Genomic DNA, 16864 nt, shown 5'->3' on the forward strand with positions numbered 1-16864 from the left:
CCGCCCACGGAGGCTACCGGCTTTTCTTCCACCTTTTCAGGCTTTGCTTCTTCGGGCGTGGGTTCTTCCGATTTTACCGGCTGGTAATCCGCTCTTTTCGGCAGGCTTGCCTCGGTTTTCTGGTATCTTTCCATCAAAACCAGCACTTCCGCGCGGGAAACCTGATGATTCGCCTGCAGGCTGCCGTCCTCATAGCCCTGTATGATATCCGCCCCATACAGCAGAGCGATGTAATCGGCCGCCCACTCCGGTACGTCACCCACCGGCGGCTCACCGTCTTCGGGCACTTCCAATCCGCCCGCCTGCGTCAGCATCACACAGGCCTCCGCCCGCGTGACCGCATTGTCGCCGCGGAAGGTATTGTCCCCATAGCCATGGATATAACCGTTGTAGACGGCAATCGCCAAATCCTTGTAATACCATGCATCCTTAGGCACGTCGGTAAAGTTGATATCCGCCTCGCCGCGCAAACCGAGCACCCGGTTGAGCGACACCACCAGCTCTGCGCGCGTCATGTACTCATCCGGTCTAAAGCTGTTTTCGCCATAGCCTTGCACATAGCCCTGATCAATAAAGCTCTGGATGGTATCCTTCGCCCAGTGCTTGTCAAAATCGGACGCTTTGCTGCTTTCCGCCGCCACAGCCACCGGACTGACCAGCAGACTGCCCGCAAGCGCCGCACTCGTCACCGATTGGGCAAGCCTCCTTGGTTTCCTCATAAAAACACCTCTTTCCTCCAATTTTGCATACATTATCTATAATTACTTTATTCTATCATAAAACAAGCGCGGAATGCAACAGCATTCCGCGCAATTATTGGCGTTTTTTGGAGATTTTATATTTTTTGCCGCGCATGTTATTTGCGCCTACCGCGCGGCTTTTTGCGCACGCTGTACCCGAAGCTGCCCAGCTTGCGCCCCAACGCAAAATACTCGCCGTGCGCATAGGCCAGCAGCCCCGCGCGGTCAAGATGCAGCTTGCCCGCGTGGTCGATCAGCGACGATTCCACGTCAACCGCCACGATATCCGCCAGAAACATGTGGTGCGTGCCGAGCGGCACGATATCGGTCACCCGGCACTCGAGCGAGAGCGGGCTTTCCTCGATCAGCGGGCAGGCAAGCTGTGAGGCGGGCACGGCGGTCAGTCCGGCAGCGGCGAACTTATCCGTATCGCGTCCGCTGCGCACGCCGCAGAAATCGACCGCGCGCACGAGCGCAGCCGTCGGCAGGTTGATGACGAACGCGCGGCTTTTTTCAATCAGCGGATAGGAGAAGCGCTGCGGCCGCACTGAGATATAGGTCTTGGGCGGCACGGTGTTGAGGATGCCGGTCCATGCGACAGTGAGCACATTGGGCTGCTCTACCGTGCCGCAGGTGACCAGCGCGGGCGGCACGGGCGCGATCAGCGCGCCGCCGCCCCAGACAGTCTTGCTCATGGCGGGAAACTCCTTTTGAGCGTGTCCCAGCAGCGGCGGACACGTTAATAGCCTTATTATACTATCGCCCTTCGGCGCAAGGCAAGCCTTTTATCGTCCGCCCGCACCGGGCATGACCTCCCCATGCCGCAGCGCGACCGGCCTGCGCAGCAAAGCCGCGCAGGCCGGAAAAGGTATCGGATTTGCCGCTTCTCGTCAGATCAATCCCGCCAGCCGCGGCAGCGCCAAGCTGACCGCCGGCACATAAGTCACCAGCAGCAGGCCGGCCAGTATCATCAGGTAATACCCCAGCATGTAGGGCATGACCTGCGGCAGGCTCGACCGTCCAACCTTAATGGCCACGAACAGCGTGTTGCCGACCGGCGGCGTGATATTTCCGATGCACAGGTTGTACACCAAAATCAGGCCGAACTGAACCGGACTCATGCCAAAGGTCTGCACGACCGGCAGAAACAGTGGCGTGAAGATCAGGATGGCCGGTGTCACATCCATGAATGTGCCTGCCGCGAGCAGGATGACGTTCATAATAAGCAGGATGACCACCGGGTTGCTCGTCAGGCCGAGCAGCGCGGCCGAGATGGCCTGTGGAATCTGCGTAAAGGCCATCACCCAGCCGAGGATGTTGGACACGCCGATCAGGAACACGACCATGCCGCTCATCTTTGCGCTGTCCACCACGATCTGCCAAAACGAGCGCAGCGTGATATTGCGGTAGCACACGCCCAGCAGCAGCGCATAAACGACCGCGATGGCCGAGCCTTCGGTCGCGGTGAATACGCCGCCGACGATGCCGCCGATGACCACGACGATCAGCGACAGCGAGGGGATGGCCTTGAGCGTACACACGCCGAGGTTCTTCCAGTCAAACCGGCCGGGTGTGCCGCGGTAGCCCTTGCGCACGGCAAAGAAGATGGCCGCGGCCATGCAGGCGAGCGTCCAGAGCAGGCCGGGGATATAGCCCGCCATGAACAGCGCCGCGACCGAGGTGCCGCCCGCCGCCAGCGAATAGGTGATCAGCGCGTTGGACGGCGGTATGAGCAGACCGGCAGGCGCGGACGCGCCGTTGGTCGCCGCGCAGAGCGCCTTGTCATAGCCCTGCTCCTCCTCGCCCTTTTCGACCATGCTGCCGACCGCAGCAGCCGCCGCCGAGGCCGAGCCGGAGATCGCGCCGAACAGCGCGTTCGCGCCAACGTTGGTCACCAGCAGCGCGCCGGGCAGCTTGCCCAGCAGTGCCATGACGAAATCGACCAGCCGCTTCGCGATGCCGCCCTGATTCATCAGGTTGCCCGCGAGGATAAAAAACGGGATGGCGGTCAGGCTGAATTTGCTCATGCCGACAAAGATGCGCTGCGCAGCCGTGATGACCGAAACATCGAGCGGCACGATCTGCAAAATCGCAGCGAGCGAGGAGATACCGATCGAATACGCAATCGGCACGCCGAACGCCAACAGCAGCGCCAGCACAGCGATGATAATCGCCAAGGATTGCATTGCCATGGCTTATGTCTCCTCCTTTCGCTTGCCCTTGCAGATATCCGCGATATTGAGCGCGGCATAAATGATGTTGAGCACGCCGCACAGCGGCAGCACGATATAGAACACGCCGACGGCCACGCCGAGCGACGAGGTCATCTGCCCCATGGCGAGACTGGTGATCTGCACGCCGCCATACACCAGAATGATGAGCGAGAACAGCAGGGCGATCACCTCGCCCAGCACGTGCAGCGCGCGGCGCGCGCCCGGGCGCACGCGGTCGACCAGCAACGGTATGTTCATATGGCCGCGCTCGCCCGCCACCAGCGACGCGCCCAACAGGCTTGCCCACGCGAACAGATAGGAGACCAGCTCCTCCGACCATGTGGACGGCGCACCCAGCACATAACGGGTGAACACCTGCCAGCAGGTCAGCACGGCCATCATCAGAAAGCTCACACCCGCCAGCACCTGCAAAGCGCGGTTGAGGCCGTTTCGTAATCCTTTCATTTGCTCCTGCCTCCTTTATGTGCCGGTTGAGGGATACTGTGCGTTATACGCCTCGATCGCCTCATAGGTGGGGATGAGCGCAGGATTGCCCGCCAGCATCGACTGGTGCAGCGGTGCGCAGGCCTGCTGGAAGGGCGCGGTGTCCGGGTAGTAGAACTGCACGCCCTGCTCGTCCTGCGCCTTGCGCTTGGCGTTTTCGACCGCAAGGCTCCACTCCTCCCGCTCGACCCGGTTGACCAGCGCGAAGCCCTCCTCAAAGACCGCGCGCTCTTGCTCATTCAGGCTGTCGAGAAACGCAAGATTGCCGATCAGGATATCGGGTATCATCTGGTGCATGTCGTAAGAGTAATACTTGCACACATCGCCGTGGCCGTTGTCGGTCAGCGCCATTTCGTTGTTCTCCGCGCCGTCGATGACCTTGGATTGCAGCGCGGTATACACCTCGCCAAAGCCCATCGGCGTGGCCGAGCCGCCGAGCAGGCGCATCATCTCCACGTTGGTCGGCGACTGCTGGGTGCGTATCTTCAGCCCCTTGAGGTCGGCCGGGCTTTCAATGGGTGCAGACACGGTGTAGAAATTGCGCGTGCCCGCGTCCAGCCAAGTCACAGCTTCAAACCCCGCCTGCTTGGTCGAGGAGAAAATGGGGCCGGTCACGTTTTCATCGTCCATTGCGGCGTGGTACGCCTCGCTTGATGCGAACAGATAGGGCAGGTTGAAAATCGAGTAGTTCTCGCTGAAGGTCTCAAGCAGCGAGTTGGACGCGACGCAAAAGTTGATCGCGCCCGTCTGGGTGAGCTGCACCATCTCGTTTTGCGAGCCGAGCAGCTCGCTCGGGTAGACCTCGACGTTGTACTTATCGCCCAGCCGCTCCTCGATAAAGGCTTCAAAGGCGGTCAGCGCGATATGTGTCGGGTGGCCGGTCGACTGGTTATGCCCGATGCGGACGATTTGGCGCTCGTCCGCCGCCGCGCCGCAGCCCGGCAGCACGCCCAGCAGCACCGCGCCGAGCAAGGTCAGCGACAGCGCGCGCAGCGCTCGTTTCATGGGTATTCCTCCTTTTTCTTTGCCGGTCAAACGCCCGAATAGGCCGCGTAGCCGCCGTCGATCGGCAGACATACGCCGGTGATAAAGCCCGCGGCCTCGTTGTTGAGCAGGAACAGCACCGCGCCGACCAGCTCCTCCGGCTCGCCAAAGCGCCCCATCGGCGTGCCGGCAAGAATCTTGGCTGTGCGCGGAGTGGGCGTGCCGTCCTCGCGGAACAGCAGGCTGCGGTTCTGGCTGCCGACGAAGAAGCCCGGCGCGATCGCGTTGACGCGGATGCCCGACTTTGCAAAGTAGGTCGCCAGCCACGCGGTAAAGTTGACGATCGCGGCCTTGGCGCCCGAGTAGGCCGGTATCTTGGTCAGCGGCGTATAGGCGTTCATCGAAGCAATGTTGAGGATATTGCCCGCGCGGTCAATCATATCGGCCGCGAACACCTGCGTGGGCAGCAGCGTGCCCAGCCAGTTGAGCGCGAACACAAACTCCACGCCCGCCTTGTCCAAATCGAAGAAGGTCTTGCAGCCCTCGATGTCCTTGGCCTCAAAGTGGAACTCGTTATCGGTCGTCGCGCGCGGGTTGTTGCCGCCCGCGCCGTTGATGAGCACGTCGCACGGGCCAAGCTCAGCCAGCACCTGCGCGTGTACCGCGTCCAGGCTGTCCCGCTCGAGCACGTTCGTCTTGTACGCCTTGGCCGTACCGCCCGCGGCGGTGATTCTGTCCGCGACCGCCTGCGCGGCGTCCTCGTTGAGATCGAGTACGGCGACCTTACCGCCCGCGGCGGCCAGCGCCTCAGCAAACATGCCGCAGATCGCGCCGCCCGCGCCGGTCACAACGCAGACCTTGCCGGTCAGATCGGTGTTCAATACATTCTTTTTCATCGGGATTCCTCCTTATTCCATACCCATATAAGCCCATGCGTTGCCAAAGCAGATGTCCTCGATCATGCCGCCGATGCCGTCATAATCGGCGGGCGCAAGCCCCCGGTCGATCCAGCCGCCGACCAGCTCACACAGCACGCGGCGGAAATACTCATGCCGCGGATAGGACAAAAACGAGCGGGAGTCGGTCAGCATACCGATAAAGCGGCTGAGCACACCGATGCTGGCGAGCGACTTCAGCTGGGCGGTCATGCCGTCAAAGTGGTCGTTGAACCACCACGCCGAGCCGAACTGCACCTTGCCGGGCACGCTCGCATCCTGAAAGCACCCCGCCGCCGCGACCAGCTTATCGTTGTCCGCCGCGTTGAGCGTGTACAGGATGGTGCGCGGCAGCTTATCGCGCGCGGCCAGCCGGTCGAGTAACGCGGCGAGCGAGGCCGCCGGGATGGTGTCACCGATCGCGTCTCCACCCGCGTCCGCACCGCAGGTACGGTACAGCGCGCTTGACAGGTTGCGCTGCGCGCCCAGATGGAGCTGCATCGCCCAGCCCTTCTCGCAGTAGAGCGCGCCGAGAAAGTCCATCAGCAGCGACTGATAGGCGCTCACCTCATAATCCAGCAGCACTTCGCCCGCCAGCGCCTTGCGCACGGCCTCCTCGGCTGCGCCCTCGTCCCAGACTGTGAAGTCGGGCGCGCCGAACGAATGGTCGGACAGGCGGCAGTCTGCTGCGGCAAAGTAATCCGCGCGGCGCGCGAGCGCGTCCTTCACATCATCCACCGTGCGGATCAGCACATCGGCTGCCGCGCCCAGCTTTTGCAGATAGGCCGCAAAGCCCGGCGCAGCGATGTCCAGCGCCCTTTCCGGGCGGAAGGTGGGCAGCACGCGCACGTCAAACGACGCATCCTGCGCCAGCAGACGGTGGTAGCACAGGTCGTCCGCCGGGTCGTCGGTCGTGCACAGCGCGCGCACGTTGCTCGCGCCGATCAGCGCGCGTGCCGTGCCGTTTTCTCCCTGCAAGACCGCGTTTGCGCGCGCCCAAGCCTCGTCCGCGTTCTTTTCGCTCAGCGCTTCGTCCATGCCGAAAAAGCGCTTCAGCTCCAGATGCGACCAGTGGTAGATCGGGTTGCCGATCAGACGCGGCATGAGCGCGGCAAAGCGGTCGAACTTCTCCCGGTAGGAGGCTTCGCCCGTCACAAAGTGCTCGGGTATGCCGCCCGCGCGCATCAGGCGCCACTTATAGTGGTCACCCGCCAGCCAAGCCTCGCCAAGGTCGGCAAAACGCTTGTCCTCGTAGATCTCGCGCGGGGAGAGATGGCAGTGGTAATCGAAAATCGGCATCCGCTCGGCGTGCTCGTGATACAGCCGTCTGGCCGGCTCGGTCGAGAGCAGAAAATCCTCTGTGATAAAGCTGGACATGCAAAAGCCCCTTTCTTGCAAACTGCGCCGCCGGGCGCTTTTCTCGCGTTTAGTATAGCAAGCTTTTCGTCCCATTTCCCAGCACATCCCGCTTGAAAACAGGTGAAAATTGCTGTATAATTGAAATATAAACGTTCAGGAGGGCATTTTTTGGCAAATATGCACAATCATGTTTTTACTCCCCGCCAAACCATGCGGCAGCCGGATTTTGAATGCTACCACTATCTGGATACGGTTCCGCCGGTGGTGGACTTCCACGAGCACCCGTTTTATGAGGTCTTTTTCTTTCTGTCGGGCGATGTGCGCTACACCATCGAGGGGCGTACCTACCAGCTTCGTCCCGGCGATATCCTGCTGACCGGCAGCCGGGACATCCACCGGCCGGACGTGCGCCCCGGCAAGGCTTATGAGCGCTATGTGATCTGGATACACCCGTCGCTGATCGACCGGCTGCGCCGCACAGGCGATGACCTCGCTGCCTGCTTTGCGGACGCGGATGCGCGCGCGTACAAGCTCGTCCGGCCGGACAGCGCAGCGCTCACCCAGCTCAAAACCATGTGCGACAGGACGATCAGCGCGCAACGCGAGACGGGCTTTGGCAGCGGCGCGTTGTCACTAATCTATTTGATCGAGTTTCTCATCCACCTAAACCGCGCCTACTTTGCCACACCCGAAGCGATCCGCCGGGACGTGACCGAAAACAGCAAGGTCAACGAGGCAGTCGCCTACATCAACGCGCATCTGGCCGAAGACCTATCACTCGACCGCCTGTCGCGCGCGTTGTACGTCAGCAAATCGCACCTCAACCGCAGCTTCAAGGAGTACACCGGCCTGACCCTGTACCAGTACATCATCAAAAAGCGGCTGGTCGCGGCGCGGAGTATGCTGCGCGAGGGCGCGCCCGTAATGGAGGCGTGCATGAAATGCGGCTTTAATGATTATTCCAACTTCCTCAAGGCATTTAAGCGGGAATTTGGTAAAAACCCGCGGGAATTTCTGGAGCACCGGTAGTGCGCGTCCTGCACATTAGCCTTAGATTGCCGCAAAAGCGCACCGAATAACCGCAAAAAAGGCACGGCGGAACATTTCGTTCCGCCGTGCCTTTTTATCTTCTGTTTGCAGGACATCCGCTTTGCGCTTTTGTCCGGTTTTGCTCTATGCGTTTTCCGTGCGGTAGACGACCGCGAAGCGCTCGCCGTCAAACAGGCCGATCTCGTCCAAATCCTCCAAAATCACGCCGCCCGACACCCGGCTCACATAGACCATCAGCCAGATATCCTCTCCCGGCTCGCGCACGGCCGCCCAGAGCGGCTCGCCACCCGGCAGGCCGCTTTCGACCTCCAGACAGGTCAGCGCGACCGCGTACCAGTCATACTCCTCTTCAGAAAACGCCTCGTCGATGGTGGACACGCCATCATAGCTGCACCATGTCTCGCCGTTTTCGATATACTGCCCGGCTGCGCTGTTCAGCACCAGCCGGTATGCGCCGCCCTCGCCCTCACCGAGCGAAAGCGCGATCATGCCTCCGTCCGGCAGGTCGATGGCCGTCTCCGGACCCAACAGGTCATACAGGCTGCGCGAGGACTGGCTTGGCGTCTCCTCCTGCGCGGGGACGGCAGGCTCTCTGACGGCGTGGCCGGCCCTGTCTGTGATATCCTCCCACACCCTGCTGACTGCGCGCATACCGGCTGGCAGGAATTCGACCAGCACGACAAGCAGCGCCACCACAATACCGGCACGCATCTTGCTCCCTCTCTTGCCCGCCACGGTGGTTTTGGGTTTGCCGCTGCCGGTCTTGCCGGACGCAGCCGTGGTGCAGCTCCTTTGTGTACCGCTCGTCTTAGTATATCTCCTTTGCGTGCTGCCCGTGCCGCGCGATGCGCTCATGCGCCCCCGGCTGCCCGCCCTTGCGCCGCAAATCGGACACGCCCGCTCCTCATCGTCAAAATTGACGCCGCAGTGCTGACATTTCATGCCAACGCCCCCCTTTTCTGCTATCAGCATACCAGAAAACCCGGTCAGGCGCAAGTCCATTTCGCCGCGGCAACAAAAAGGGGAACGCGCTCGATGCGCGTTCCCCTTTGTCTGTGGGTCAGTCACTCCAGATTCAGCCGGTTTTTCAGGATATACTGCGTGCCGAAGAAGAATACCGCAGTCGGGATCAGCTCGAGCAGACACACCGTCAGCATACTTACATGGAACGTCGCCGCCTGCGGCATGCCCTCGCTCCAGCCCAGCAGCAGGTAGTACAGCGGCGATTCGTCCAGCAGGTAGACCAGCCCCACTGCCGCAAATTGCAGCACACTGCTCAGCACGAAGTACCACACCACCGCCATCGCCACGCGGTGCTTTTTGGCCAGATGGCCGAGCGCGATGCACAGATAGATGAACAGAATGCCGCACACAGCTGAAATCGTCATCCACAGCATGGCCTCCAAGCCATACACCAGTGCAATCGGCTTTGCCGACACCATCCGTGCGATCTCTTGGAACAATCCGCCCAGACCGACCAGCCCATTCATGCCGTCCGCAAGGATGAGTATGCTGCACACCGAGACCACGCAGGCCAGCGCGCACATGACCACCGCAATGATCGTTTTCGCCCAAATATGCTGCGCGGGCGTAACCGGCAGGGTGAACATCAGGTAGCCCTCGTCGCCCAGCAGGCTTTTGTAAAAGCGCTGGATGAGCAGCACGGTCGTGACCACCGCCACCGCCACCATAATGCCGAAATACACAAAGCCCATCAGCATGCCGATCAGCTCAATCCAGCGGTTATCGGGCATGGGGCTTTTGCGGAACAGGCCGAACAGCCGGTTGATGATCGATATGACCAGCACCGCGCCGTACAGCGGCAGACAGGTACGCGCACAGGCCTTCCACTCATATTTCAACAGCTTCAGCATACGAACACCTCCCGGAACAGCATATCGACCGATTTCCCGTGCTCCTCGCGGATGGTATCAACGCTCTCATGCAGCATCAGCCGCCCCTCCTTGAGGAAGATCACCTCGTCGAGCACCCGCTCGATATCCGCGATCAGGTGGGTGGACATGACAACAGACGCTTGCTCGCTGTAATTGGACAGGATGGTGCTCAGGATGTAGTCCCGCGCGGCCGGGTCAACGCCCGCGATCGGCTCATCGAGCACATAGAGCTGCGCCCGGCGGCTCATCACTAAAATGAGCTGCACCTTTTCCTTGGTGCCCTTGGACAGCGTTTTGAGACGCGCCAGCGGGCTGATCGACAGCGACTCCAGCATATCGTTGGCCTTGACACGGTCAAAATCGGCATAAAAGTCTGCAAAGAAGTCCAACAGGTCGCACACCCGCATCCAGTCGTTCAGATACGGCCGGTCGGGCAGGTAGCTGACGATGCTGTGCGTATGCACGCCGGGCTTTTCTCCATCGACGGTGATGCTGCCGCTTGTCGGCTGCAGCAGACCGTTTATCAGCTTGATGACGGTCGTCTTACCCGAGCCGTTGGGCCCGAGCAGGCCGATAAAACGTCCACGGCCAAGTGTCAGATCGAGATCGTCCAGCGCGGTTTTGCCGCCATACCTTTTGGTCAGACCCTGACATACGATCAGTTCATTGTTCTGTTCCATTCTCCTCTTCCTCCCCCTTGTGCTTTACCAGCAGCGCTGCTACCTCCTGCGCGGAAAAGCCGAGCTGGCGCATACCCGCCAGAAACGCCGCGATGCGCTCATCTGCGATCTGCTCCCTCACTTTTTCGATCAGCATACTATCCTCCGTCACATATCGTCCGCTGGTGCGGTTGGTGTACAGCAGCCCCTCGCGCTCCATATCAGCCAGCGCGCGCTGCATCGTGTTGGGGTTGACGCCCGCCTCGGCCGCCAGCTCGCGCACGGGCGGTACCTTATCCCCTGCCCGCAGCCCGCCGCTGACGATCCGTTCGGTCAGCTGCTCGACCAGCTGCTGGTAGATCGGCCGGTCGCCCCGCAGTTGCCATTGCATAGGCCCACTCCTCCCTTGTCTTATTGTACTATTATCATAATACAATAATGCATCCTTGTCAATACCCCGCCGCAGAAAATTTTTACGGCGCGCCGCAGACGAGAAAAAGCGTGCAAAAAACAACGTTTTTCACACGCTTTTCTATCTTTTCCGTCACGCATTCTCCGAAAACTCGGCCAGACGCAGGCTCGGGTTGTGATCGGTCGCATAGGTGATGTTCCACGGCGAGGTAAACAGCAACAGGCTGCCGCCCTTCAGATCCTCGACGATCTTGGTGTCGCTCGTCAGCTGGAGCGACTTGATATCGAAGCCCTCCTCGTCGTTTTCCACCCAGCGGACATGCTCATAGGGCAGGTTTTCGCGGATGATCTCGACGTTATACTCGTTCTTCAGGCGGTATTCGAGCACCTCAAACTGCAACACGCCGACTACGCCGACGATGACCTCCTCCATGCCGGTGCCCGGCTCGCGGAAGATTTGGATGGCGCCCTCCTGCGCGATCTGCTCCACGCCCTTGACAAACTGCTTACGCTTGAGCGTGTCCTTCTGGCGCACGCGGGCAAACAGCTCGGGCGCAAAGGTCGGGATGCCCGAATAGACGCACTTGCGCTTGGGGTCGCACACCGTGTCGCCGATCGAGAACACGCCCGGGTCAAAGATACCGATGATATCGCCCGCGTAGGCCTCATCGACAATCGAGCGATCCTGCGCCATCAGCTGCTGCGGCGCGGCGAGCGCCATTTTTTTGCCGCTCTGCACATGCAGCACATCCTGCCCGCGCACGAACTTGCCCGAGCAGATGCGCATAAAGGCCACGCGGTCGCGGTGCGCCTTGTTCATATTGGCCTGTATTTTGAACACAAAGGCCGAAAAATGCGTATCGAACGGGTCTACCACGCCGATATCGGCCGTGCGCGGCGCAGGCGGCGGTGTCATCTGCAAAAACTTCTGCAAAAACGGCTCTACGCCAAAGTTGGTCAGCGCCGAGCCAAAGAACACCGGCGACAGCTTGCCCGCATGCACAGCGGCCAGATCAAACGCGTCGCCCGCGCCCGAGAGCAGCTCGATATCGTCACACAGCGTGTCGTATTGCTCCTTGGGCATCGTGCCCTCAAGGATGGGGTCGTCGATCGACAAGCGCGTCGCCCGCACCTCGTGCCGCGAATCCGCACCCTCAAACTGGATGACCTGATCGTCCATGCGGTCATACACCCCGCGAAAACGCGGCCCCGAGCCGATCGGCCAGTTGACCGCGTACACGCCAATGCCCAGCTCGTTTTCAATCTCCTCGAGCAGCTCATAGGGGTCGCGTGCCTCTCGGTCCATCTTGTTGATGAAGGTGAAGATCGGCACGCCGCGCATAGCGCACACCTTGAACAGCTTGCGCGTCTGCGCCTCGACGCCCTTGGAGGCGTCGATGACCATGACGGCCGAATCCGCCGCCATCAGCGTGCGGTAGGTGTCCTCGGAAAAGTCCTGATGCCCCGGCGTGTCCAAAATGTTGATGCACTTGCCCGCGTAGCGGAATTGCAGCACCGACGAGGTGACCGAGATGCCGCGCTGCTTTTCGATCTCCATCCAGTCGGACACCGCGTGGCGGCTGTTCTTCTTGCCCTTTACCATGCCGGCCTCCTGAATCGCGCCGCCGTAGAGCAAAAACTTCTCAGTAATCGTCGTTTTACCGGCGTCCGGATGCGAAATAATGGCAAAGGTACGCCGATTTTCAATCTCTCTTTTCAAATCTGACACAGAACCGCTTCCCTCCGAATTCGGAAAATTATTTTCAAGAAAATGTAATTTGTTCACAAAATCTTCACTATTTTGTCGTATCATAATAGACGTAGCACGGATGGGGGTGCCCCACACGCTCCCGCCGTCTACGCTCTATCCTACCTTTTATTGCGGGAGCGGCCGGACGGAAGTCCGGCCGTTTCTGTATATTTTACCCCCGCGCGGCAGGATATAAGCACGGCGCGCCCGCCGAAACCGCCGGTATTACAGCTCCAGCCGTCCCTCCAGTGCGCGCGTGAGCGTGATCTCGTCAACAAATTCCAGATGCCCGCCAACCGGGATGCCATAGGCCAGCCGAGTGATGCGGATGCCGAACGGCTGCAAGAGACGCGAAAGATACATCGCGGTCGCCTCGCCCTCGGTGTCCGGGTTGGTGGCAAGAATGACCTCCTGAACATCCTCGTCCGCCACGCGCTGCACCAATTCGCGGATACGGATATCATCCGGCCCGACATGGTTCATCGGTGAGAGCGTGCCGTGCAGCACATGGTACAGCCCCTTGTACTCCTTGGTGCGCTCAAACGCAAGCACGTCACGCGGGTCGGCCACCACGCAGACAGTCTGCCGGTCGCGCAGCGGGTCGGCGCAAATGGGGCAAAGCTCGCTGTCGGTCAGGTTCTGGCAGCACTTGCAGGTGAAGGTCTTGGCCTTGGCGTCGCGGATCGCGTCGGCAAAGCGCTCGGCCTCCTCCCGCGGCAGGTCGAGCACATAAAAGGCCAGCCGCTGCGCGGTTTTTTGGCCGATGCCGGGCAGGCGCGCGAACGCCTCGATCAACCGCTCGACAGGCGGCGCGAAATAATCCATCAGAACAGGCCGCCCAGTCCGCCCACGCCGCCTGTAATGGCCGACATCTGGCTCTGCGACTTCTGCTGCGCAGCCGCAAGCGCCTCATTGACCGCCGCGGCGACCAAGTCCTGCAGCATTTCGATATCGTCCGGGTCGACCACCTCGGGCTTGATCGCCACGCTTTTGACCGTCGACGTACCGGTGACGGTAACAGTCACCATGCCGCCGCCCGCCGTGCCGGTCGTCTCCATCTGGGCGATCTCCTCCTGCGCCTTGCGCATATCCTCCTGCATTTTCTGCGCTTGCTTCATCATCGCCTGCATGTTCATGCCGCCGAAGCCGCCGCCAAAGCCCTTGCCCTTTGCCATCTTGCTATGTCCTCCTTACAGTTCTTTGACTTGTATATCAAATGCTTTTGCGCGGCCGAGCAATTCATCGACCGCCTTGTTGTCTTTCTTAACCGGGGTGTCATCCGCCTCGCGCACCTTGACCTTGATCGGCGCGCCGTTCAGCACCGCCGCCTGTTCGCGGATGGCCTTAATGGTCGGCTCCGCACCCGCCAGCATGGCTGTGATGCTGTCTTCGCACAGGATGATGAGCGCACCATCCTCCAGCACGCCCTTTGCCGACAAGCCGAGATTGGTGTGCGCGCCGGTGTTGATCTTGCCCGCCAAGGCTTGCAGCAGCGCCGGCCAGTGCGGCCAGTCCTGCGGCGCGGATGCCTTTGGCTGGGCGGCTTTGCGAGCCGGCGCGGCAGGAGCTGCGGGCGCGCCCCGTTCCTCGTCCAGCCATACCGGCGCATCCTCGTCCGATGGTGGGGGTGGCCCATCCTCGTCGCCCGGGGGCGGCGGCGTATCGTCCGCTTGCTGCGGCGCAGCGGATGCGCGCCCGGCGGCGACCGGTATTCCGTGCGCCAGCTTTTCCTCAATGGCTTCCACGCGCCCGGACAGCGTATCGTAGCTGTCCGCCCCGAGCGAACACAGCCGCACCGCGCAAAGCTCGGCCTCGACGCGGCGGCTGGCCGCGCTGCGCATCCGGTCAAGCGACTGCCCGATCACCCGGCTCCACGCGAGCAGCGTGGATGCGGCCAGCCCATCGCACAGCTTTTGCAGCGTTTTGACGCTGTACGCCGGCGATATCAGCGCGGAAACATCGCCTTTGGCCGTTTTGACCAGCAGCGCGTCCCGTATCAGGCCGAGCATCTGGTCGAACACCGCGCCCAGATCGCGTCCCGCGTTATAATATTCGTCGAGCAGCGTAATCGCCGCGGCGAGATCGCAGTTTTTCAGATGTCCGGCAAGCTGTATGCCGTCATCCTGCCCCAGCACGCCGAGCGCGGCAGTCACCGCGTCCTCATCGACCGCGCCCGCCGCCGCCGCTCGGTCGAGCATGGAGAGCGCGTCACGCATCGCGCCGTCGGCCAGCCGGGCGATCAGCCGCGCAGCGCCCTCGCTCAACGCGATGCCCTCCTTGCCCGCAATATCCAACAGGCGGCGCGCGATATCCTCCGCGCCGATGCGGCGAAAATCAAACCGCTGGCAGCGCGACAGGATGGTCGCGGGCACCTTGTGCAGCTCGGTTGTTGCCAAAATGAACAGCACATGCGCGGGCGGCTCCTCCAGCGTTTTGAGCAGCGCGTTGAACGCGCCGAGCGACAGCATATGCACCTCGTCGATGATGAACACACGCTTTTTGACCTGCGCGGGCGTGTAGCGCGTCTCGTCGCGCAGCTCGCGGATATTGTCCACGCCGTTGTTGGAGGCCGCGTCAATCTCGGTCACGTCGAGCACCGAGCCGTCCAGAATGCCCTTACAGGCCGGACAAACGCCGCATGGGTCGCCGTTCTGCGGATTTTCGCAGTTGACCGCGCGCGCAAGTATCTTCGCGCAGGTCGTCTTACCTGTGCCGCGCGTGCCGGTAAACAGGTAGGCGTGGCTCAGCCGCCCGCTTTGCAGCTGCGCGCGCAGCGTGTCCGTGATGTGCTGCTGGCCGATCACATCGGCAAACGTCAGCGGCCGCCATTTGCGATACAGCGCCTGATACAGCTTCGCTCCCTCCCTTCCAAATAGATACCACAAAAGAGGCGGGCGCAAGCCCGCCTCCAAGCGTCCTATTTCCCGCGCTCTGCACGGTATTCCATACCAAATCACATTAGCCTGTGATTTTCATACAAGCCGGAGCAAACGTTTCACCTGTTGAAGCTCTTACCCCGTCTGGACGTGCTCGAGCCGCAGGCGCGGCACGTCTCCCATTCGCTCGAAACCGCAATTCCGAGCAATCCCTGTTCAGCGCCCCACAAGACCGCACGCGGGCAGTTCGAAAGCGCACGCCCGGCTGCTTATCCGCACTTTGAGCTCAAAATCGGCAGCTCTGCGGCACACGATGGTTTCTGCTTAATGCTGCTCGGTTCCCCGCCTGACATGGTTCACAGTCCTCCGTTGCGCAGTACCGGTCTCTCATCGCTCTGTGGGCGGCCGCTCTGCCGAGAGAACGTCCCTCCCTGCCCGCAACATCCCCGCTACAGCGGATTGCGGGTGCAAGGCACCGCTAACGCCCCGATGTGTGCGGCCTTATGCGGCGCTGAACAAGGGTTTATTCGTTTTTTCTCATTGTATCCGGCTTGTGCCGTTTTATGCCTCCGGGTCATCCGGCGGCGGCGCAGGTTCGGCTGCACCGCCCGGATCGGGCGTACCACCGGGGCCCGCCGCACCGCCAGGGTCGGTCGGAGCCGGCTCGGTCACGCCCGGGTCAGTCGTGCCGCCGCTCGGCGCGGGCGGGGTCACCGGCTGGCCAATCTCAGGATCGACCGAGGGGTTATCCGGCAGCTGGACATTGCCCGGCTGCTCCTCCGGCTTCTGCTCCTCTTCCTCCTGCTTTACCTCAACGCCGGTCTTTTTGCCGTAGTCGTAGGTCTTGAAGTCCTTGTGGACGCACATCTCGGTCGGCACCTTATCCTTCCAGAAGCGGCCGGTGGCTACACGCCCGGCGGCGCGGCACGCGCCCGAGGGCAGCAGGCCGCTGTCCATGCAGTACGAGATCGTCTGGAAGTCCTCCGGATGAGAGTCGAACTTCAGGCCGCTGTCGCCCTCATGCACCTTACGCATGACGGTCGTCCAGATGGCGGCGGCGTTGCGTCCGTACAGGCCGCTGACCGCGTACTCCCGGTCAAAGCCGACCCACACGGCGGCCGAATATTCGGGCGTTACGCCGCAGAACCAGATATCCTTGTTCGCGGTGGTCGTGCCGGTTTTGCCCGCGGTCTGCACCCCGGGGATGGTCGCGTTGGTGGCCGTGCCGTAGGAGGTGACCGCCTGCATACACTCAAGCATATAATAGGCCGTGCGCACGTTTTTGAAGCCCAATTCCGTGCCCGGCTTGTTCTCCAGCAGCACATTACCCTCGGAGTCGAGCACCTTGGTGTAAGTGCGCGTACCGGCGAACACGCCCTCATTGATGAAGGCCGAGAAGCCGCCCGCCATTTCGCGCACAGTAGCGCCGTTGGTCAGGCCGCCGAGCGCCAGCGGCGCAAGGTCGATATCGCTGGTGACGCTGCCGTC

At 61.4% G+C, this 16864-nt stretch carries 17 protein-coding genes and 1 other RNA gene; 1 reads left to right on the forward strand and 17 read right to left on the reverse strand.

What is annotated here, in order from left to right:
• The 7 genes from MR935_RS09220 to uxaC all read right to left on the reverse strand — a co-directional run.
• Positions 1-719: S-layer homology domain-containing protein (locus MR935_RS09220; protein WP_290572944.1), on the reverse strand; the 719-nt coding region annotated here is incomplete at its 3' end.
• A 137-nt stretch (positions 720-856) separates the two neighbouring features.
• Positions 857-1435, reverse strand: a complete 579-nt coding sequence (locus tag MR935_RS09225) for a flavin reductase family protein (protein WP_290572945.1) — start codon at positions 1433-1435, stop codon at positions 857-859.
• A gap of 195 nt (positions 1436-1630) precedes the next feature.
• Complete coding sequence (locus tag MR935_RS09230) at positions 1631-2932, reverse strand: TRAP transporter large permease (RefSeq protein WP_290572946.1); 1302 nt, start codon at positions 2930-2932, stop codon at positions 1631-1633.
• A gap of 3 nt (positions 2933-2935) precedes the next feature.
• Complete coding sequence (locus MR935_RS09235; RefSeq protein WP_290572947.1) at positions 2936-3418, reverse strand: TRAP transporter small permease; 483 nt, start codon at positions 3416-3418, stop codon at positions 2936-2938.
• A gap of 15 nt (positions 3419-3433) precedes the next feature.
• Complete coding sequence (locus MR935_RS09240) at positions 3434-4462, reverse strand: TRAP transporter substrate-binding protein (protein WP_290572948.1); 1029 nt, start codon at positions 4460-4462, stop codon at positions 3434-3436.
• 26 nt (positions 4463-4488) lie between these two features.
• Positions 4489-5337: an SDR family oxidoreductase gene (locus MR935_RS09245; RefSeq protein ID WP_290572949.1), complete on the reverse strand. Its 849-nt coding sequence runs from the start codon at positions 5335-5337 to the stop codon at positions 4489-4491.
• 12 nt (positions 5338-5349) lie between these two features.
• Positions 5350-6753, reverse strand: a complete 1404-nt coding sequence (gene uxaC, locus MR935_RS09250) for a glucuronate isomerase (protein WP_290572950.1) — start codon at positions 6751-6753, stop codon at positions 5350-5352.
• 159 nt (positions 6754-6912) lie between these two features.
• On the opposite strand from uxaC, the gene MR935_RS09255 reads away from it, so the two are divergent.
• Entirely contained in the window at positions 6913-7764 is an 852-nt protein-coding gene (locus tag MR935_RS09255) for a helix-turn-helix transcriptional regulator (protein WP_290572960.1), read from the forward strand.
• Positions 7765-7908: 144 nt separating this feature from the next.
• On the opposite strand, the gene MR935_RS09260 is transcribed toward MR935_RS09255, so the two are convergent.
• The 10 genes from MR935_RS09260 to MR935_RS09305 form a co-directional block, all read right to left on the reverse strand.
• Positions 7909-8727, reverse strand: coding sequence for a hypothetical protein (locus tag MR935_RS09260; RefSeq protein ID WP_290572951.1), 819 nt, complete (start codon positions 8725-8727; stop codon positions 7909-7911).
• A 122-nt stretch (positions 8728-8849) separates the two neighbouring features.
• On the reverse strand, positions 8850-9659 hold the full coding sequence (locus tag MR935_RS09265) for a hypothetical protein (RefSeq protein WP_290572952.1): 810 nt from the start codon (positions 9657-9659) through the stop codon (positions 8850-8852).
• The gene (locus MR935_RS09270) at positions 9653-10360 is read right to left on the reverse strand and encodes an ABC transporter ATP-binding protein (RefSeq protein ID WP_290572953.1); all 708 of its coding nucleotides are present in this window, start codon (positions 10358-10360) and stop codon (positions 9653-9655) included. Before MR935_RS09270 ends, MR935_RS09265 begins: the two co-directional genes overlap by 7 nt.
• Positions 10344-10730, reverse strand: a complete 387-nt coding sequence (locus MR935_RS09275; RefSeq protein WP_290572954.1) for a GntR family transcriptional regulator — start codon at positions 10728-10730, stop codon at positions 10344-10346. Before MR935_RS09275 ends, MR935_RS09270 begins: the two co-directional genes overlap by 17 nt.
• 153 nt (positions 10731-10883) lie before the next feature.
• Entirely contained in the window at positions 10884-12479 is a 1596-nt protein-coding gene (locus tag MR935_RS09280; RefSeq protein WP_290572955.1) for a peptide chain release factor 3, read from the reverse strand.
• A gap of 246 nt (positions 12480-12725) precedes the next feature.
• The gene (gene recR / locus MR935_RS09285) at positions 12726-13325 is read right to left on the reverse strand and encodes a recombination mediator RecR (protein ID WP_290572956.1); all 600 of its coding nucleotides are present in this window, start codon (positions 13323-13325) and stop codon (positions 12726-12728) included.
• Positions 13325-13675, reverse strand: coding sequence for a YbaB/EbfC family nucleoid-associated protein (locus tag MR935_RS09290; protein WP_290572957.1), 351 nt, complete (start codon positions 13673-13675; stop codon positions 13325-13327). The genes recR and MR935_RS09290 overlap by 1 nt, the downstream gene beginning before the upstream one ends.
• Positions 13676-13690: 15 nt before the next feature.
• Entirely contained in the window at positions 13691-15412 is a 1722-nt protein-coding gene (gene dnaX / locus MR935_RS09295) for a DNA polymerase III subunit gamma/tau (protein WP_290572958.1), read from the reverse strand.
• Between the two features lie 196 nt (positions 15413-15608).
• Positions 15609-15875: signal recognition particle sRNA large type (gene ffs / locus MR935_RS09300), an RNA gene on the reverse strand.
• A gap of 62 nt (positions 15876-15937) precedes the next feature.
• Positions 15938-16864 (reverse strand): penicillin-binding transpeptidase domain-containing protein (locus tag MR935_RS09305; RefSeq protein ID WP_290572959.1); only part of this gene is annotated, 927 nt, incomplete at its 5' end.

Origin of the sequence: Agathobaculum sp., from assembly GCF_022775115.1 — a bacterium.
Classification (GTDB): domain Bacteria; phylum Bacillota; class Clostridia; order Oscillospirales; family Butyricicoccaceae; genus Agathobaculum.